We start from the raw sequence: 14,207 nt of genomic DNA, 5'->3' as shown, positions 1-14,207 counted from the left end.
GGTCGCGACCCCGGAATATCTGGCGACGCACGGCACGCCGAAGACGCCCATGGATCTGGCCAGCCACAATTGCCTGCATTACCTGCGGCGCAGCGGCAGCGCCTCCTGGTCGTTCGCGTCGCGTGATGGGGACAAGCGCGTGGCGGTGCCGGTGCGCGGAAGCTTCACGGCGAACAATAGCGAAGTGCTGCGGGAAGTGGCGGTCGGGTCGCTGGGGATCGCGCTGCTGCCGGACTTCAGCGCAAATCAGGCCTTGCGCAGCGGGGCGCTGGTCGAGGTCCTGCGAGGGTGGCGCGTTGTCGGCGACTATGCGGAGCGGCTTTACGCGGTCAGACCCTACACGCCGCGCGTGCCCCTGACCGTGTCTTCGTTCGTCGGCTACCTACGTGACGCCATTCCGGCGGCCGAAGGATTCGGAGGGCCATTTCCGCCGCCGAGCGCTGACCGCTAGTTGACCTGCAAGCCGGCCTTGGCCACCAGGTCTGCATAGATCGCGGCCCCCTGGCTGATGTACTTTTCCGTCTCGGCGGGCGACAGCACATGGGGTATGCCGCCGAAGTTGGCGTTGCCGGCAATCCACTTCGGATCCTGCGCAATCTGTTTGAGCGCCGATGCCCATTTGGCCACGGCTTCGGGGCTCATGGCGGGTGGCCCGAAGAGTCCGCTCCAGCCTATGACCGCTTCGAGCTGGGGCAGCCCCAGCTCGCGTGCGGTCGGTATGTCGGGAAACTGCGCGAGGCGTTCCGGCGTGGTCGTCAGCAGGGCGCGCAGCTTGCCGCTGGCGAGTATGCCGGTCATCGAACTCAGGTTGTTGCAGGCGAAGTCGGCGTCCTTGCTGAGGACCGCCAGCGCGACCTCGTTGCCGCCCTTGTACGGCACGCTGACCACGGTGTCGGGCTTCAGGCCTAGGCTGCTCAGCAGCAGCTGGGGCGCCAGATTCTGCACTGTTGCCGGGCCGGAATGGCTGTAGTTGAGCTTGCCGGGCTGCGCCTTCATCGCCTGCGCCAGGTCACGGATCGTCTTGTAGGGGCTGTCCGGGTGCACCACACAGACTACCGGGTTCAGCTCCAGCAGCCCGATGAAGGTGAAGTCCTTCGAGGTATAGGGGGTGGTCTTGGGCTGCAGCGCGGGCAGCAGGACCTGAGAGCCTATCCGGCCCATCAGCAGCGTGTAGCCGTCGGGGGCGGCGTTCTTCACGGCGGCGGAGCCGATCGCGCCGTTCGCCCCGGCCTTGTTGACCACGACGATGGGCTGGCCAAGCACGCCTTGCGCGGCGGCGGACAGATTGCGGGCCGCCATGTCGGCGTCGCCGCCGGCGCTGAACGGAACGATGAGCTGGATCGGTTTGGCGGGATAGGCTTGGGCGATTGCCAGGCCCGGAAGCGTGGCAAGCATGCAAATCGCGGCGCGAGCGAACGCGCCCGGCCGGCGGCCGGTAGGGCTGATCATGGGAAGTCTCCTGTCGTGCTAAGGGGCGAAACCGGACTGCAGCTGCGCTCGATGCCTCGAGGTCAATGACCGGTCGCGGACTGCGTTGATGCGCTGAACGCCGGGGCGGGCTCGCCCGCCAGGGAAACGTTGATGCAGGCGGGCAGCCCGCTGTTCGCCGCCATGCCCAGCGCGGTCGCGAGACCGTCGCTGTCCTGCGCAGCAAATCCTGCCCCGCCGAGCGCTGCGGCGACGTCGTGGTAGCGCGCGGTCGGCGCAAGTTCGCAGCCGATCAGCCTGTGCGGGCCATAGCTGCGCATCTGGATCAGGTGTTCCGCGTTCCACCTCAGGTCGTTGCCGATCACGGCGATGATCGCGGCCTGTTCGCGCACCGCCGTGTCCAGCTCCATCAGATGGAAGCCTGCGGTGCCATCGCCCATGAGGACCACCACGGTCGCATCGGGCTGCGCGATCTTGGCGCCGATCGCGTAGCAGATGCCCGCGCCGATCGCGCCGGACATGCCGTTGATGATGCGTACCGGCGCCTGGCAGTAAGCCTGCGCCCATTGGCCGAACTCGCCGCCGTCGCAGACCAGGATCGGATTCGGGACAGTGGCGAGAAACGCCTGGACCGTCTCGCAAAGCGCGCGCGGCCCCAATGCGCCGTCAAGGGACGGGGCGGCGCCCAGAGCGGTCCGGTTGCGCAGCGCTTCATCCACGCGCGCGCGCCAGGGGGCGCGCTCGGCCGGGGCTGGCGTCGCATGCATCGCGGACAGTACGGCGTAGGGATCGCCCTGTAAGGCCAGGGCCAGTCGTTCGCCCAGCAGGCGGCTCGCGCGTTCCAGCATGGCGGGGTCCGGGTCGATCGCCACGATCCGGGCCGTCTGGCCCAGCGCGCCCGTGCCGCCGAAGCCCAGCGTGAAGTCCAGGCTCTTGCCTGCCAGCACGATGAGGTCCGCTTGCGGCATCAGCGCGGCCAGGGAACCCAGGGAAGGATCTTTCAGGCCGCGGGGGCTTTCCATGGGGATGACGCGCACCGCAAGCGCTTCTTCCAGCATCTCGCGGACTGCGCGCACGTGAGGCCGCGCGCCTGTGGGGCCGGCCAGCACCAGGGGGCGCTGCGCCGCATTCACCAGTGCGGCGAGCTTTTCCAGGCCGGCGGCGTCCATCGCAGCAGCCTCGCGACTCCGCGCTGCGGCGGGAAGCTCCGCCAAGCCGGTCTCGGCGGTCATCAGGTCGAAGGGCAGGGCCAGATGTACCGGCCCGCGCCGGGGCGCAAGCGCTTGCGCGACCGCGCTTTCGAGCGCGGGGTAGAGTTCCTGCACGGTCCGCGGACGCAGCGACAGCTTGGTCAACGGACTGGTGATGGCGACCTGGTCCAGTTCCTGGAAGGCGCCCGAGCCGTCCTCGGCGACGGAGGAGTCGCCGGAGATGAGCAGCACGGGGCTTTCCGCCTGCGACGCCGAATAAAGCGGCGCGAGGCCGTTGGTGATGCCTGGCGCCGCGGTCAGCATCGCGACGCCGAGTTCACCGGTGATCTGGGACCAGGCGTCCGCCATGAAGACGGCGGCCGCCTCATGTCGCACGTGGATGATGCGGATGCCTGCATCGATACAGGCATCGTAGAGCGGCATGATCTGATTGCCGGACAGGCTGAAGATGGTCTTGACGCCCAGGCGATGCAGCGTACGGATAATCAACTGTGATCCAAGCACCTGTGTCTCCGCTAGGGCCGCGCTGGTAAACGCTGAGCGCCTGTTTTTATACCGGCTATGGGAGAGTTCAGTGTATCGGCTATCCGTGGCGTGTTGGTTGATGTTTTTTGAACCTAGGGGGCGGCTCGCGGGCTGTCTCGATCGGTCTGCGCCGCGATCGCAGCGAGCACGCCTTGTCCGTAGGCCGGATCCGCCTGGGCACAGTTGGCGATGTGGCGCTCGATGACCTCCCGGGACGCGCCGCGGATCGCGCGGGCCGTGTTCTCGAACAGCCTTTGCTTTTCATCGGCCGCCATCAATCGGAACAGGTCGCCGGGCTGGGAGAAATAATCGGCATCTTCCCGGTGGTTCCAGCGCGCCGCGGCGCCGCTGATGTCCAACGGCGGTTCGGAGTAGTCCGGTTGCGCCTGCAGGGCGCCGTGGCTGTTCGGTGTGTATGCGGGCGTGCTGCCGCCGTTGCCATCCACGCGCATGGCTCCATCGCGGTGGTAGCTGTGGAACGGACAGCGGGGCGCGTTGACCGGGATCTGCGGATAGTTCACGCCCAGCCGATGGCGCTGCGTGTCGCCATACGAGAACAGGCGGCCCTGCAGCATCTTGTCCGGAGAGAAGCCGATGCCGGGCACGATCACCGCGGGGCTGAACGCGGCCTGTTCAACCTCGGCGAAGAAATTCTCCGGATTCCGGTTGAGCTCCAGGATGCCGACCTCGATCAGCGGATAGTCCTTATGCGGCCAGACCTTGGTCAGGTCGAAGGGATTGAGACGATAGGTATTGGCTTCGGCCTCGGGCATGATCTGCACGTACAGGGTCCAGCGCGGGAACTCGCCGCGTTCGATCGCTTCGTACAGGTCGCGCTGGTTGCTTTCGCGGTCTCCCGCGATGACCTGGCCGGCCTCGGCGTCCGTCAGGTTCCGGATGCCTTGTTGGGTCTTGAAGGTGAACTTGACCCAGAACCTCTCGTTGGCGGCATTGATGAAGCTATAGGTGTGGCTGCCGAAGCCATGCATGTGGCGATAGCTCTTCGGAATGCCGCGGTCGCCCATGATGAGTGTCACCTGGTGCAGGGTCTCGGGCAGCAGGGTCCAGTAGTCCCAGTTGTTCTGCGGGCTGCGCATGCCTGTGCGCGGATCGCGCTTGACGGCCCGGTTCAGGTCGGAGAACTTCAGCGGATCGCGCACGAAGAAGACCGGCGTGTTGTTGCCGACCAGATCCCAGTTGCCCTCTTCGGTGTAGAACTTGAGGGCAAAGCCGCGGATGTCGCGCTCGGCATCGGCTGCGCCGCGTTCTCCGGCCACGGTGGAGAAACGGGCGAACATGTCGGTCCGCTTGCCGACCTGGCTGAAGATCCTGGCCTTGGTGTAGCGCGTGATGTCATGGGTCACGGTGAACGTGCCGAAGGCGCCGGCGCCTTTGGCGTGCATGCGCCGCTCCGGTATCACCTCGCGGTCGAAGTGCGCCATCTTCTCCAGGAACCAGACGTCCTGCAAAAGCGCAGGCCCGCGCGGACCGGCGGTCATGGTGTTGTCGTCGTCCGGTACGGGGGCGCCGAATGCGGTGGTGAGTTTGCTCACGATGGGATCCTTTCCTGGTTCGACGTGGCGGCGGTCTTCCGGAGCGGGTGCATCGCAGCGGGCCCGGATCCGGCCACGCCCGGCTCAGGCGTAGTGTTCAATGGGGGAATGGTCTTCCAGCCGTAGCACGCGGCCGTCGATTACAAGGGACGGCAGTCGGGTGATGCCCAGGGCGCGAGCTTGTGCGGCGTGTTCGGGTTGTCGGGCCAGGTCGAACGATTCGTAGCGATGCTGCGGCGTCGTGAACACCGCCGCTATGTTGCGATCGATGCTCAGGCAGAGATTGCAGCCGTCATGGAACAGGGTGACTTGAATCAAGGCGATCTCCTTCGTGTGCCGCCAGAGCGAATGCCGCTGGCGATTCCGGCTTGAAGGGAAGAATCGCCAGGTTGACCTTGGAGGCGCGGGCTGGAATCGAACCAACCTCAGGAGATTTGCAATCTGCCGCATGACCACTCTGCCACCGCGCCATCCAATTTGTCCTAGGACGTAATGAATGGTACGCAAGCCGGGCAGGGCGTGGACTTCCGCGAATCCACGAAAATTGTCCTAACGTCCAGGATGAATGGCGCAGGACAAGGATGCGTACGTCATAGGCCGCAGAGCAAGGCGGATTCAAATCGGGGGAGGGGCGTGCGGTGCGCAGATGCGCCGCAGGGCGGCGGCGGGAAGGCCCCCGATGCGAACGCGGAAATGAAAAAAGGGCCCGACGGGCCCTTTCTCAAGGATTTCCAGAATTCCGTGAAGGAAGCTGAAAACCAGAATTTGGAGCGGGAGACGAGTCTCGAACTCGCGACCTCAACCTTGGCAAGGTTGCGCTCTACCAACTGAGCTACTCCCGCATGGGTTCTGCACTTGAACAGCCAGAACCTGTTTTCTTATTCACTCTGATCAACTTGGTTATCGATCAGAAGGCGCGCATCTTACATGATTTTTTTGAGCTTGTCTTGGCCTGTGCTTTTTGGCTTTGTTCACTGCGAGCAGCTTTCGAACAAGACCCGAAACTCAGGGCAAGCACTCAATCAAGTAATATGAGCGAAGACAGAAACTATAGCAATCCGCTGCACCCATGTCAAATTCGCCCGTCCCAGCCCATCCGTCCCCCGCCTTGTTCCCCGTCAGTCAGGATCTCACCCGGCTGAACACGCTGGGTCTGGAGTCGCAGGCCGGGGCCTTCGTGACTCTGGAGGATCCGGCCCAGTTGCCGGCGCTGTCGCAGCTGGCGCGCGCGGCGTCATCTCTGCTGGTGCTGGGCGGTGGCAGCAATCTGGTGCTGCCGCGCCAGGTGCAGGGGCTGGTGGCGCGGGTCGCCTTCAAGGGCGTGCGCCTGCTGGAATGCCGGTCCGACGCCTGGCTGGTCGAGGCGGCGGGCGGGGAGACCTGGCACGGCTTTGTCGAAACCTGCGTGAACCAGGGTTGGGACGGGCTGGAGAACCTGGCGCTGATTCCTGGCACGGTGGGCGCGGCTCCGGTGCAGAACATCGGCGCCTACGGTGTCGAACTGCAGGAGCGCTTCCATAGCCTGACCGCCTGGGATGTGCGCGTAGGCCGTCTGGTCGAAATGAGCGCGGCCGATTGCCGGTTTTCCTATCGAGACAGCGTTTTCAAGCACGATGAGCCGGGACGGTGGGTCATCGTCAGCGTGCGTTTCGCCTTGCCCCGGCCCTGGCGGCCGGTGCTGGGCTACCCCGACCTGCAGCGCCATGCGCGTTTGGCGGCAGATGCGCCGAGCGCGCGCAATATTTTCGATGCGGTGTGCGAGATCCGCCGCGCCAAGCTGCCCGATCCGGCGGTGACGGGCAACGCGGGCAGCTTTTTCAAGAATCCCATCGTATCGTCCGAGGCGCGCGATGCCTTGCTCGGCCGTTTTCCTGGTCTGGTGTCGTACGCCCAGCCGGATGGCGGCTACAAGCTGGCGGCCGGCTGGCTGATCGACCAGTGTGGCTGGAAGGGCCGTACGCTGGGGGCTGCCGGCGTGCACGAGCGCCAGGCCCTGGTGCTGGTCAACCGCGGCGGGGCCACGGCAGCCGACATCATGGGCTTGGCGCATGCCATCCAGGAAGCGGTGTCCGAGCGCTATGGCGTGCGGCTCGAACCGGAACCCGTGGTGGTGTGAGGTTGTTTCGGCCCGGCAAAAAATAAGGACCCCGCGGGGTCCTTATTTCTGTCCGCGAGGGCTGCTCAGAAGCCCAATACGGATTGCATGTCGTACAGGCCGTTGTGTTTGCCTTCCAGGAAGCGGGCAGCGCGCAGGGCGCCTTCCGCGTAGGTGGCGCGGCTGGCCGAGCGGTGCGTGATCTCGATGCGTTCGCCGGTGCCGCAGAAGGACACGGTGTGGTCGCCGACGATGTCGCCGCCGCGCAGCACTGAGAAGCCGATGGTGCCGGGCTTGCGCACGCCGGTATCGCCGTGGCGGCTCCAGGTGGCGACGTCCGGCAGAGCCACGTCCCAGGCCGAAGCAATGGTTTCGCCCATTTTCAGCGCGGTGCCAGAAGGGGCGTCGACCTTGTTGCGATGGTGTGCTTCGAACACTTCGACGTCGTAGCCAGAATTCAGGATGCGCGCGGCCATGTCCAGCAACTTGAGCGTGGCGTTGACGCCCACGCTCATGTTGGGCGCGAAGACGATGCCGATCTTCTGGGCGGCGACTTCGATCGCGGCGCGGCCGTTGTCGTCGAAACCGGTGGTGCCGATGACGGCGTTCACGCCGTGCTTGACGCAGGCCTGCAGGTGTTCGAGCGTGCCTTCCGGACGGGTGAAGTCGATCAGGCAGTCAGCCTGGGCCAGCGCGTCGAGGTCATCGGTGATGGCCACGCCCGTCAGCTTGCCCAGCGGCGCGCCGGCGTCCTGGCCCAGCGCGGCCGAGCCCTGGCGGTCCAGCGCCACGGCAAGCTGCAGGCCGGAGGCATTCAGGACGGCTTCGATCAGCATCTGGCCCATCCGGCCGCTGGCGCCGGCAATTGCAATACGCATAGATAGTCCTTGGTGTTACTTGAGCGGCTCGGGGGCGTTGCCGGGCTGGCCAGGATACTGGTTGAGGGGGCTGACCGGAGCGGCGGCGTCACGCTTGCGCTGGTCTTCCTCTTCCTTCTGGCGGGCTTCGTCTTCCGTCAGGCGCTTGTCCGCCTTTTCGTCGGCGACGGCGTTGGGCGTGTTGATCTGGTAGGGCTGCAGCTCAGGCTGCTTGTCGCCTTCCCAGCGGGTCAGGCGGTCGTTTTCGAACCAGACCGTGAATTTGCGTTCCTGGGCGTCGCCGTAGCCAGGCTTGTAGTAGTAGGGGTAGTCCCAGCGGTTGGCGTGCAGCACGCTGGTCAGCGTCGGGCTGCCGAGGGCGAAGCGCACCTGCTCGCGCGTCATGCCGGGCTGCAGCAGGGCCACCTGCTCCTGGGTGATCCAGTTTCCTTGCTGGACGCCGGCTTTGTAGGGGAAGCCCCACTTGTCCCCCGAGCATCCGGCCAGGGCGACGGCCAGGGCGGCCACCGCCAGGCCAGTCTTCAGCGAGCGGGAGGGAATTCGTGCAATCATGGACACAACGCGCCCCTATTATTTGGAAGCAGACAAAACCGTTATCATAAAGGTTTCATAAGGATAGTTCCGCGTGGCGGCATGATTTCGGTGAGCCGGCTCGCGGTGAACCTATCCTGCCCATGCCAACGCGGACGGAGAGCGATTACACCATGAGCGACCAAAGCGAACTGAAGAACATGGGTTTGAAGGCGACGTTTCCCCGCCTGAAAATTCTTGATATTTTCCGGAAATCGGATCAACGGCACTTGAGCGCCGAAGACGTCTATCGCGCCCTGATCGGCGAAAACGTCGAAATCGGGCTGGCTACCGTCTACCGCGTCCTGACCCAGTTCGAACAGGCCGGCATTCTTGCCCGCAGCCAGTTCGACAGCGGCAAGGCGGTGTTCGAGCTCAACGACGGCGATCACCACGATCACCTGATCTGCACGAATTGCGGCAAAGTGGTCGAGTTTTCGGACCCCGAGATCGAAAAGCGTCAGCAAAAGATTGCCAAGGACAACTCCTTCGCGCTGGAAAGCCACGCCATGGTGTTGTACGGCATTTGCGGCAGCTGCATGAAGGGCCGCTGATTCCGGCCCGGTAGTCCAGCCCGCGGCTACGCTCGCAGCGGGCAGGCGAGATCCAAAGCCCCTTCAGATCGAAGGGGCTTTTTTTACGTACACGACGAAATCCGGCTCGCCGCCGAGCCGCCCCGGGGTTGCCAACGGGCGCTGAGAGCAGGCTTTCAGTCTTGCCCGAAACCAGCCAGCATTTCGCGAGCATGTTCGCGGGTGGTTGCGGTGAGCTTGATGCCGCCCAGCATGCGTGCAATTTCCTCGACGCGGGCAGGGGCGTCCAGCTCTTCGATGCTGGAACGGGTGGTGCCGCGCGATTCGGCCTTGCTGACCAGGAACTGGTTGTTGGCGCAGGCCGCCACCTGGGGCAGATGGGTCACGCACAGGACCTGATGGCGTTCGCCGAGTTCGCGCAGCAGCTTGCCGACGGCCTCGGCCACCGCGCCGCCGACGCCGCTGTCGACCTCGTCGAAGATCAGCGTGGGCACGCGCGCGGCGCGGCTGGCGATGACGGACAGCGCCAGCGAGATCCGCGACAATTCGCCGCCTGACGCTACCTTGCTCAGCGGGCGCGGCGTGGTGCCGGCATGGCCGGCCACCAGGAATTCGACCTGCTCGTTGCCATGCGTGGAGGGCGCCGATGCGGCCAGCGTGGGCTCGAACTTGCCGCCTTGCATCGCCAGCGTTTGCATGGCCTGCGTGACTTGCTTGCCCAGGTCCTTGGCGACCTTGCGGCGCGCCGTCGTCAGCTTGGCCGCGCTGGCGTCGTACTGCGCCTGTGCGGCCTGGGCTTGGGCGCGCAGGGCATCGATGTCGCCCGCGGCTTGCAGGGCTGCGAGCTGCGCATGCAGCGTGTCGCGCAGTTCGCAGAGCGCGTCGGGTTCGACGCGGAATTTGCGGGCGGTTTCGAACACCAGGCCCAGACGCGCCTCGACAGCCACGAGCCGCTGCGGATCGAGATCCACCCGGCTGACATAATTATTCAGATCCGACACGGCCTCGCTGATGGCGATGCGCGCCGATTCCAGTTCATCATGCACGCCTTGCAGGCCGGGATCATGGCGCAGCATCTGCTGGATGCGGTGGTTGGCAGACGTGAGCCGGTGATGCGCGGAGTCGCCTTCGCCATCCAGGGCGTCAATGATCTGCGTAGCGCCGTCCAGCAGCGATTGCGAGTGCGACAGGCGCGTGTGTTCAGACTGCAGCGCGTCCCATTCGTCCGGGCCGAGGTTCAATTGGTCGAGTTCGTCGACCTGCCATTGCAGGCGGTCGCGCTCAGTGGCCAGGCTTGCGGCGTCCTTTTCGGCGGATTCCAGCTGGCGCGCCAGCGCGCGCCATTGCTTCCAGGCCTGGCCGACCGCGTTGCGCAGTTCGCCGTGGCCGCCGTGGGCGTCCAGCAGGTCGCGCTGGGCGTCGGCGCGCATCAGGCTTTGGTGCGCGTGTTGGCCGTGGATGTCGACCAGGCTGTCGCCCAGTTCGCGCAATTGCGCCACGGTGGCAGGCGTGCCGTTGATGTAGGCGCGGCTGCGGCCCTGGGCGTCGATGACGCGGCGCAGGGACAGTTCCGCGTCGGCGTCGATTTCGCGCTCTTGCAGCCAGGCGATCAGCCCCTTGGGCGTGTCGAAGACCGCGGTGATGTCGGCGCGCGGCGCGCCTTCGCGCAGCATGCTGGCGTCGCCGCGTTCGCCCAGCGCGAGCGCCAGCGCATCCACCAGTATGGATTTGCCTGCGCCGGTTTCGCCGGAAAAGACGCTGAAGCCGGGGCCGAAATGGATCTCGGTCTGTTCGACGATGACGAAGTCGCGGATATGCAGGGTGCGCAGCATGTCGGGGCGCTTACTACTCTACGTTGTCGGAGGCTTCGGGCATCAGGTTCCAGTGCAGCTTGCGGCGCAGGGTGGAGAAGAAACTGTAGCCTTCGGGATGCACGAAGCGGATGGTATAGGGGGCGCGCTGTACGACGATGCGGTCCCCCGGCTGCAGGTCGGACCAGGTCTGCATGTCGAAATGCACGCTGGCGCCGACTTCCACGCGGCCCATGGCCGTGAGCGTCATGTTCAGCACGCCGGAATCGGGGATGACGATGGGGCGGTTGGACAGCGTTTGCGGCGCCACGGGCACCAGCACCATGGCGTTCATGCCGGGATGCAGGATGGGGCCGTTGGCCGACAGCGCGTACGCGGTAGAGCCCGTGGGGGTGGCGATGATCAGGCCGTCGGCGCGCTGCGTGTACATGAAGGCGCCGTCCAGCTCCACCCGCACTTCGATCATGCCGCCGCGTCCCGCGCGGTTCAGCACCACGTCGTTCAGGGCGGATGCGGAGTACATCTTCTGGTCGCCGCGCCACACGCTGCCTTCCAGCAGCATGCGTTCTTCGATCTGGAAGCTGCCTTCGAGCACGCGCGCCAGCGCAGCGTGCGCGTCCTGCAGCGCGATGTCTGTGATGAAACCCAGGCGCCCGTGGTTGATGCCGACCAGCGGCATGCCATAGGGCGCGAGGTGGCGGCTTGCGCCCAGCACGGTGCCGTCGCCGCCCATGACCACGGCCAGCGATGCGGTCTTGCCGATTTCCTCGAGCGTGGCGACGGGGTATTCGGTCAATCCGGTATTGCGCGCCGTGTCCGCATCGATGAGCACCTGCCTGCCCGCTTGCCTCAGCGCGTGGGCCAGTGCTCTCAGCGGTGTGTCCAGGCCGGTGTCCTGGTATCTGCCGATCAGGGCTACGGTAGGAAAGTGCATGGCTGCTTGCGTATCAAAAAGGCCGGACCTGAAGCCGAAACCAGCCCGGAATGGGCGGTTTAGCCGATTATATGGGGCCGCATATCTGCTTGCAGGACAAAAATCGCCTCAATTGAAAAAGATTCCCTAAAATACTTGTTATGGATGACCGCGCACGCGCACTACTGAAAGCGTTGATCGAACGCTATATCGCCGATGGACAGCCAGTCGGCTCGCGGACGCTATCGAAAGTATTCGACTTGTCCCCGGCCACGATCCGCAATGTGATGTCGGATCTCGAAGAACTGGGACTGATCCACAGCCCGCACACTTCCGCCGGCCGCGTTCCCACGCCGCGGGGCTACCGCATGTTCGTCGATTCGCTGCTGGCGGTGCAGTCCTACCAGCTCGAGCCGCACAACATGGGCGAGATGCTGGCGGCCGCCGAACCCACCCGGGCCGTCAACGCGGCGGCGGCGCTGCTGTCCAACCTGACCCAGTTCGCGGGGGTGGTGCTGACGCCCAAGCGCGCCCAGGTGTTCCGCCAGATCGAATTCATCCGCCTGTCCGACAAGCGCGTGCTGCTCATCATCGTCACGCCCGACGGCGACGTCCAGAACCGCATTCTTTTCGTCCAGCGCGACTACGCCGAGGCGGAATTGCTGGAAGCCGGCAATTTCTTCAACATGCACTTCGCCGGCAAGTCCTTCAACGCGGTGCGGCAGACGCTGTCGACCGAACTGGCGCAGCTGCGCGAGGATATCTCGCGTCTGATGCAGGCCGCGGTCGAAGCCAGCGCGGAAGCCGCCGAGGACGGCGACGCCATGGTCATTTCCGGTGAGCGCAAGCTGCTGGACGTGACCGACATCGCCTCCGACATGGACCGCCTGCGCAAGATGTTCTCGCTGTTCGAGAAAAAGACCGACCTGTTGCAGCTGCTGGACGTGTCCACCCGCGCCCAGGGCGTGCAGATCTACATCGGCGGCGATTCGCAGCTGGTGCCCATGGAAGAGGTCTCGGTCATCACCGCGCCTTACGGCGTGGACGGCAAGGTCGTAGGCACGCTGGGCGTCATCGGCCCCACGCGCATGGCCTACGAACGCGTCATTCCCATCGTGGATATCACGGCGCGCTTGCTGTCCAACGCCCTCAGCCACAACCAGTAGGTCCATCCGAAGCTACGTCCTCCTCGCGGAGGAAGGGGAGTGTTTGTGTTTCTTCGCCTGTTCAAGTACCTGTGGCCTGAGCGTTATCTGCCGGAACCCGAGCAGGAGGATCCCTTCGACGAAGACCCGGCGCCGCGCGAGCCCGGCAAGGTCGGCGTGCTGCTGGTGAACCTGGGCACGCCGGACACGCCGGGTAAGCAGGACATACGCAAGTACCTGGGCGAGTTCCTGTCCGACCCGCGAGTGATCGAGATCCCGCGCTATCTGTGGAAGCCCATCCTGCATTGCCTGGTCCTGACCTCGCGGCCCAAGAAGCTTGAGCCGCGCTACGCCGGCGTCTGGATGAAGGAAGGTTCGCCCCTGATGGTGTACAGCCAGCGCCAGGCCGACGGCGTGCGCGCCGCCCTGGCCGGGGCCGGCATCGACGCCGTGGTGGAACTGGGCATGCGCTACGGCAATCCTTCGATTCCCGACGCCATCTCGCGCCTGCGCAAGCAGGGCTGCGAACGCATCCTGACCGTCCCGCTCTATCCCCAGTACGCCGCCAGCACCACCGCCACGGTGGTGGACGCCGTTACCCGCCATGCGGGCCGCCTGCGCGACCAGCCCGAATTGCGCTTCATCAAGCGCTTCCATGAAGAACCGGCCTACCTGGACGCGCTGGCCGGCCGCATCGAACGCTATTGGCAGGAGCATGGCAAGCCGCAGAAGCTGGTCATGAGCTTCCATGGCTTGCCGCGCTACTCGATCGAACTGGGCGACCCGTACTACCGCGATTGCATGGATACCGCGCGCCTGCTGGGCCAGCGCCTGTCGTTGCCGCGCGAGCAGATCGAGGTGACCTTCCAGAGCCGCTTCGGCACCGCCCGCTGGCTGGAGCCCTATACCGAACCCACCCTCAAGGCGCTTGCCGCGGCAGGCGTGACCGAGGTCGATGTGGTGTGTCCGGGTTTTGTGGCAGACTGTCTGGAAACCCTGGAAGAGATCAGCCTGGAATGCCGCGACGCCTTTATCGGGGCCGGCGGCAAGCGGTTCCGCTACATCCCGGCGATCAACGACGATCCGGCCTGGATCGCAGGGCTGGCCGACCTGGTGGCACGCCACTTGCAGGGGTGGCCCACGCAAATCACGGACTTGAAGGAGAAGGCGCATGCACCATGATCCCAAGACTGGCAAGATCGTCAAAAAGGGGCAGGTCAGCACCCCGGTGGATGAAGATCAGGTGGAACACGAACTGGACGAGGCGCTTGCCGAGACCTTTCCCGCCAGCGATCCCATCGCGATCAGCCCCGAGCCCGACGAGGATCGGGCCATGGATCGCGCACTGAAGGACAGCTTTCCCGCCAGCGACCCGGTCGCGCCAGCGCAACCGCATAAGAAGTAGTCGCCGCAGCGGGTGTCCACCATTTGCCGGATGGCGGTGGAAAACGTCGAATTTATGCTTGCAGTCTGATATTTGACGGTATTTAGCAGAAATTAGGCGGATTCTTGATTACATTCCGCCTGTCTCTGCTGCCTGGCGCC

General features: G+C 65.1%; 14 protein-coding genes and 2 tRNA genes. 6 read left to right on the top strand and 10 right to left on the bottom strand.

What is annotated here, in order from left to right; genetic code table 11:
* On the top strand, window positions 1-451 hold a 451-nt coding region (locus tag VIR09_RS13285), incomplete at its 5' end, for a substrate binding domain-containing protein (protein ID WP_332013288.1).
* Here VIR09_RS13285 and VIR09_RS13280 read toward each other — a convergent pair.
* The 6 genes from VIR09_RS13280 to VIR09_RS13255 all read right to left on the bottom strand — a co-directional run bounded on the left by VIR09_RS13280 (window position 448) and on the right by VIR09_RS13255 (window position 5,559).
* Window positions 448-1,449, bottom strand: coding sequence for a tripartite tricarboxylate transporter substrate binding protein (locus tag VIR09_RS13280; RefSeq protein WP_332013287.1), 1,002 nt, complete (start codon window positions 1,447-1,449; stop codon window positions 448-450). The two genes, VIR09_RS13285 and VIR09_RS13280, sit on opposite strands and share 4 nt — an antisense overlap.
* Window positions 1,450-1,511: 62 nt before the next feature.
* Window positions 1,512-3,128, bottom strand: a complete 1,617-nt coding sequence (locus VIR09_RS13275) for a thiamine pyrophosphate-binding protein (protein WP_332013286.1) — start codon at window positions 3,126-3,128, stop codon at window positions 1,512-1,514.
* Window positions 3,129-3,256: 128 nt separating this feature from the next.
* Complete coding sequence (locus tag VIR09_RS13270; RefSeq protein ID WP_332013285.1) at window positions 3,257-4,717, bottom strand: catalase; 1,461 nt, start codon at window positions 4,715-4,717, stop codon at window positions 3,257-3,259.
* Window positions 4,718-4,801: 84 nt separating this feature from the next.
* The gene (locus VIR09_RS13265) at window positions 4,802-5,035 is read right to left on the bottom strand and encodes a hypothetical protein (RefSeq protein WP_332013284.1); all 234 of its coding nucleotides are present in this window, start codon (window positions 5,033-5,035) and stop codon (window positions 4,802-4,804) included.
* A 78-nt stretch (window positions 5,036-5,113) separates the two neighbouring features.
* Window positions 5,114-5,187 (bottom strand) — tRNA-Cys (locus VIR09_RS13260).
* Between the two features lie 296 nt (window positions 5,188-5,483).
* Window positions 5,484-5,559: transfer RNA gene (locus VIR09_RS13255), tRNA-Gly, on the bottom strand.
* 227 nt (window positions 5,560-5,786) lie between these two features.
* Between VIR09_RS13255 and murB the strand changes: the two genes are divergently transcribed.
* Window positions 5,787-6,833 (top strand): UDP-N-acetylmuramate dehydrogenase, encoded by a 1,047-nt coding sequence (murB, locus tag VIR09_RS13250; RefSeq protein WP_332013283.1) that lies wholly within the window; start codon window positions 5,787-5,789, stop codon window positions 6,831-6,833.
* A 65-nt stretch (window positions 6,834-6,898) separates the two neighbouring features.
* On the opposite strand, the gene dapB is transcribed toward murB, so the two are convergent.
* Window positions 6,899-7,690 (bottom strand): 4-hydroxy-tetrahydrodipicolinate reductase, encoded by a 792-nt coding sequence (gene dapB, locus VIR09_RS13245; protein ID WP_332013282.1) that lies wholly within the window; start codon window positions 7,688-7,690, stop codon window positions 6,899-6,901.
* Between the two features lie 15 nt (window positions 7,691-7,705).
* Window positions 7,706-8,242: an outer membrane protein assembly factor BamE gene (locus tag VIR09_RS13240; protein ID WP_332013281.1), complete on the bottom strand. Its 537-nt coding sequence runs from the start codon at window positions 8,240-8,242 to the stop codon at window positions 7,706-7,708.
* A 152-nt stretch (window positions 8,243-8,394) separates the two neighbouring features.
* Here VIR09_RS13240 and fur point away from each other — a divergent pair, with 152 nt between their 5' ends.
* A complete protein-coding gene (gene fur, locus VIR09_RS13235; protein WP_043543731.1) occupies window positions 8,395-8,814 on the top strand; it encodes a ferric iron uptake transcriptional regulator in 420 nt (139 codons plus the stop codon).
* A gap of 155 nt (window positions 8,815-8,969) precedes the next feature.
* On the opposite strand, the gene recN is transcribed toward fur, so the two are convergent.
* Entirely contained in the window at window positions 8,970-10,625 is a 1,656-nt protein-coding gene (recN, locus tag VIR09_RS13230; protein WP_332013280.1) for a DNA repair protein RecN, read from the bottom strand.
* Between the two features lie 13 nt (window positions 10,626-10,638).
* Window positions 10,639-11,538, bottom strand: coding sequence for an NAD kinase (locus VIR09_RS13225; RefSeq protein WP_332013279.1), 900 nt, complete (start codon window positions 11,536-11,538; stop codon window positions 10,639-10,641).
* Window positions 11,539-11,678: 140 nt separating this feature from the next.
* On the opposite strand from VIR09_RS13225, the gene hrcA reads away from it, so the two are divergent.
* From hrcA to VIR09_RS13210, 3 genes are read left to right on the top strand one after another with little or no spacing between them, the layout of a single operon-like run.
* Window positions 11,679-12,683 carry a heat-inducible transcriptional repressor HrcA gene (gene hrcA, locus VIR09_RS13220; RefSeq protein ID WP_332013278.1) on the top strand — a complete coding sequence of 335 codons (1,005 nt, stop codon included), beginning with the start codon at window positions 11,679-11,681 and terminating at the stop codon, window positions 12,681-12,683.
* Window positions 12,684-12,728: 45 nt separating this feature from the next.
* Window positions 12,729-13,844 carry a ferrochelatase gene (gene hemH, locus VIR09_RS13215; RefSeq protein ID WP_332013289.1) on the top strand — a complete coding sequence of 372 codons (1,116 nt, stop codon included), beginning with the start codon at window positions 12,729-12,731 and terminating at the stop codon, window positions 13,842-13,844.
* Window positions 13,834-14,067, top strand: a complete 234-nt coding sequence (locus VIR09_RS13210; RefSeq protein ID WP_332013277.1) for a hypothetical protein — start codon at window positions 13,834-13,836, stop codon at window positions 14,065-14,067. Before hemH ends, VIR09_RS13210 begins: the two co-directional genes overlap by 11 nt.
* Window positions 14,068-14,207: the final 140 nt, after the last annotated feature.

It is taken from the genome of Achromobacter sp. (assembly GCF_036567245.1).
Classification (GTDB): domain Bacteria; phylum Pseudomonadota; class Gammaproteobacteria; order Burkholderiales; family Burkholderiaceae_B; genus Achromobacter.
This window is presented reverse-complemented; position numbering and strand designations above follow the sequence as displayed.

What these genes read in the sequence shown, in the direction of transcription:
- VIR09_RS13280 (WP_332013287.1), bottom strand. Translation starts at nt 1,449, where the DNA reads ATGATCAGCCCTACCGGCCGCCGGCCGGGCGCGTTCGCTCGCGCCGCG.
- murB (WP_332013283.1), top strand. Translation starts at nt 5,787, where the DNA reads ATGTCAAATTCGCCCGTCCCAGCCCATCCGTCCCCCGCCTTGTTCCCC.
- dapB (WP_332013282.1), bottom strand. Translation starts at nt 7,690, where the DNA reads ATGCGTATTGCAATTGCCGGCGCCAGCGGCCGGATGGGCCAGATGCTG.
- VIR09_RS13240 (WP_332013281.1), bottom strand. Translation starts at nt 8,242, where the DNA reads ATGATTGCACGAATTCCCTCCCGCTCGCTGAAGACTGGCCTGGCGGTG.
- fur (WP_043543731.1), top strand. Translation starts at nt 8,395, where the DNA reads ATGAGCGACCAAAGCGAACTGAAGAACATGGGTTTGAAGGCGACGTTT.
- recN (WP_332013280.1), bottom strand. Translation starts at nt 10,625, where the DNA reads ATGCTGCGCACCCTGCATATCCGCGACTTCGTCATCGTCGAACAGACC.
- VIR09_RS13225 (WP_332013279.1), bottom strand. Translation starts at nt 11,538, where the DNA reads ATGCACTTTCCTACCGTAGCCCTGATCGGCAGATACCAGGACACCGGC.
- hrcA (WP_332013278.1), top strand. Translation starts at nt 11,679, where the DNA reads ATGGATGACCGCGCACGCGCACTACTGAAAGCGTTGATCGAACGCTAT.
- VIR09_RS13210 (WP_332013277.1), top strand. Translation starts at nt 13,834, where the DNA reads ATGCACCATGATCCCAAGACTGGCAAGATCGTCAAAAAGGGGCAGGTC.